The organism is Telluria sp. PB2R4 (assembly GCF_059685695.1).
Genome location: NZ_JCASIC010000028.1, coordinates 1 through 1,234, shown reverse-complemented (window position 1 = coordinate 1,234; position 1,234 = coordinate 1). Strand labels below are relative to the sequence as shown.

Below are 1,234 nucleotides of genomic sequence, written 5' to 3'. Positions count from 1 at the left end.
ATATCCGCAGCTTCGGTGACTGGCTTAGCCCCGTTACATCTTCCGCGCAGGACGACTCGATCAGTGAGCTATTACGCTTTCTTTAAATGGTGGCTGCTTCTAAGCCAACATCCTGACTGTTTTAGCCTTCCCACTTCGTTTTCCACTTAGCCAATCTTTGGGACCTTAGCTGGCGGTCTGGGTTGTTTCCCTCTTGACGCCGGACGTTAGCACCCGACGTCTGTCTCCCAAGCTCGCACTCATCGGTATTCGGAGTTTGCAATGGTTTGGTAAGTCGCAATGACCCCCTAGCCATAACAGTGCTCTACCCCCGATGGTGATACTTGAGGCACTACCTAAATAGTTTTCGGAGAGAACCAGCTATTTCCAGGTTTGTTTAGCCTTTCACCCCTACCCACAGCTCATCCCCTAATTTTTCAACATTAGTGGGTTCGGACCTCCAGGGCGTGTTACCGCACCTTCATCCTGGCCATGGGTAGATCACCTGGTTTCGGGTCTACACCCAGCGACTGTCGCCCTGTTCGGACTCGATTTCTCTACGGCTCCCCTATTCGGTTAACCTCGCCACTGAATGTAAGTCGCTGACCCATTATACAAAAGGTACGCCGTCACCCCATAAAGAGGCTCCGACTGTTTGTATGCACACGGTTTCAGGATCTATTTCACTCCCCTCCCGGGGTTCTTTTCGCCTTTCCCTCACGGTACTGGTTCACTATCGGTCGATTACGAGTATTTAGCCTTGGAGGATGGTCCCCCCATGTTCAGACAGGATTTCTCGTGTCCCGCCCTACTTGTCGTACGCTTAGTATCACCGTTTGAATTTCGTGTACGGGGCTATCACCCGCTATGGCGCTTATTTCCAGAAGCTTCCACTATCCAATCGACTATCACGTACAGGCTCATCCCATTTCGCTCGCCACTACTTTGGGAATCTCGGTTGATTTCTTTTCCTGCAGCTACTTAGATGTTTCAGTTCGCCGCGTTCGCTTTGCATACCTATGTATTCAGTATGCAATGACCTATAAGGCCGGGTTTCCCCATTCGGAAATCTGCGGATCAAAGTGTGTTTGCTCACTCCCCGCAGCTTATCGCAAGCTACTACGTCCTTCATCGCCTGTAATCGCCAAGGCATCCACCATGTGCACTTATTCGCTTGTCCCTATAACGTTGGCCCCTACTGACAGCAGGGAACGTCATAGAAATCAAGAGTACAGCTTGTTGCATGTTTGTTGAT

The 1,234-nt window shown here is 50.5% G+C and carries 1 rRNA gene (cut by a window edge); it reads right to left on the bottom strand.

What is annotated here, in order from left to right:
• Window positions 1-1,159 (bottom strand): 23S ribosomal RNA (locus AC56LU_RS23950); it reaches 1,807 nt to the left of the window's first position.
• Window positions 1,160-1,234 lie beyond the last annotated feature (75 nt).